This is a genomic window from Parasphingorhabdus sp. (genome assembly GCF_036964675.1).
GTDB lineage: Bacteria > Pseudomonadota > Alphaproteobacteria > Sphingomonadales > Sphingomonadaceae > Parasphingorhabdus.
The window spans coordinates 29,906-31,487 of sequence record NZ_JBALTF010000022.1; the positions used below are offsets into that span (position 1 = coordinate 29,906).

At 56.9% G+C, this 1,582-nt stretch carries 1 protein-coding gene and 2 pseudogenes; 2 read left to right on the plus strand and 1 reads right to left on the minus strand.

From position 1 onward, the window contains the following. Nucleotides 1–543: pseudogene (locus V7665_RS05930) on the plus strand (cation:proton antiporter); the annotation flags it as partial. On the opposite strand, the gene V7665_RS05935 reads toward V7665_RS05930, so the two are convergent. Then, the gene (locus V7665_RS05935; RefSeq protein WP_335663616.1) at nt 544–1,233 is read right to left on the minus strand and encodes a YggS family pyridoxal phosphate-dependent enzyme; all 690 of its coding nucleotides are present in this window, start codon (nt 1,231–1,233) and stop codon (nt 544–546) included. 101 nt (nt 1,234–1,334) lie between these two features. On the opposite strand from V7665_RS05935, the pseudogene V7665_RS05940 reads away from it, so the two are divergent. Further along, nucleotides 1,335–1,582: pseudogene (locus V7665_RS05940) on the plus strand (thiamine phosphate synthase); the annotation flags it as partial.

The window sequence follows — 1,582 nt, forward strand, 5'->3', positions numbered from 1 at the left end:
CTGCGCCGCGCCCATAGCGAAGGCCTGGCGATCCGCCACGGTGATGTGCTCGAAGAGGCCCATGACGACAATATCGACATGGGTGAATATCAGCATCTTATCGCTGCGACCGACAATGACAGTCAGAACCAGCTGATCACCGCCGATCTCGGCCCGGAAATGGGCTATGAACAGATCAGCCGACTGGCCAATGATAGCCAAAGCAAAAGCCGGGTCGGCCATGGTAGATTATTATTCGAATCCGGGGCCGATTTTGGCACATTGCTCGACCGTGATCTGGCTGGCTGGCGATTCAGCAAAACCAATATCACCGAGAAATTCACCGCCGAAGATTATCGCAAGAATCTGGAAGAAGGCGAAGAACCGCTGGCCGTTTTCAAGCCGGACCGGCGGCTGTTATTCTTTGCCACCGATTCCCGGCCGGTCATCGAAGATGGTGATGTCGTCATCAGCTATGTTGCGGCCGACACGCCGGAAGAGCGCAAAGCCGACCGAGCGGCCAAAGACAGCGAAAAAAACGGAGAAAAAAGCGCCGAGAGCTGACTATACGGCCGGTGTGGCGCGCGCACCAAAGAGGGCGGTGCCGACCCGGATATGGGTAGCACCAAGCTTGATCGCGCTTTCAAAATCGTCCGACATGCCCATGCTAAGCCCCTCGAGGTCATGGTCGCGTGCCAGTTTGGCAAGCAGCGCGAAATAGGGAACCGGGTTAACATTTTCCGGGGGGACCGCCATCAGGCCAGCCACTGGAATGCTCGCTTTCAGGGCTTGTGCAAGCAATTCGGGTACCGCCTTTATATCGCAACCGCCTTTTTGGGTTTCTTCGCCGATATTGACCTGCAGAAAACAGCCTATGCGGCGGTCCTGCCGGTCCATTTCCTTCGCAAGCGCCTTGACCAAGGAAAGTCGGTCGAGCGAATGGATAAAGTCAAACAGCGCCACCGCTTCTGCCGCCTTGTTCGATTGTAACTGACCGATCATATGCAGCTCGACGTCAGGATAGTCCGCTTTCAAGCCGGGCCATTTCTCCATCGCTTCCTGCACCCGATTTTCTCCGAAGACGCGATGGCCAGCCTCTAGCAGTGGCCGGATTTCATCGCTGCTGCGGGTTTTGGATACGGCGATAAGCGCAATATCGGATGACTTGCGGTCCGCTATTCGGGCGGCCTTTTCGATCTTGCTGCGGATGTCCTCGAGTGGTGGGTTTGCCAAGGGTGTATCTCTCTCAATCATTCTCTTTCGCCAAGCATGCGTCTATAGGCCTGCTTATGTTGCGAGACCAGCCCTGCCCCGTTTTGTCGAACTCTCGAAGGTCGGCGCTGCCACGGATATGGTTGTTCACCGACGAGCGAAATGATGCGCTGCTTGAACATGCGATCAAGCGACTGCCGCGCCGCAGCGGGATTGTCTTTCGTCACTATCATTTGCCAGAGCCCTTGCGCCAGGCGCGGTTTGAAACGGTCAAAAAGCTTGCCCTGCGCCGCGGGCATATAGTGTTTCTGGCCGGATCAACGGCATTGGCCAGGCGCTGGCGGGCCGATGGTGTCCACGGTCGTTTGCAGAGGCGGTCCGCAATGGCTGG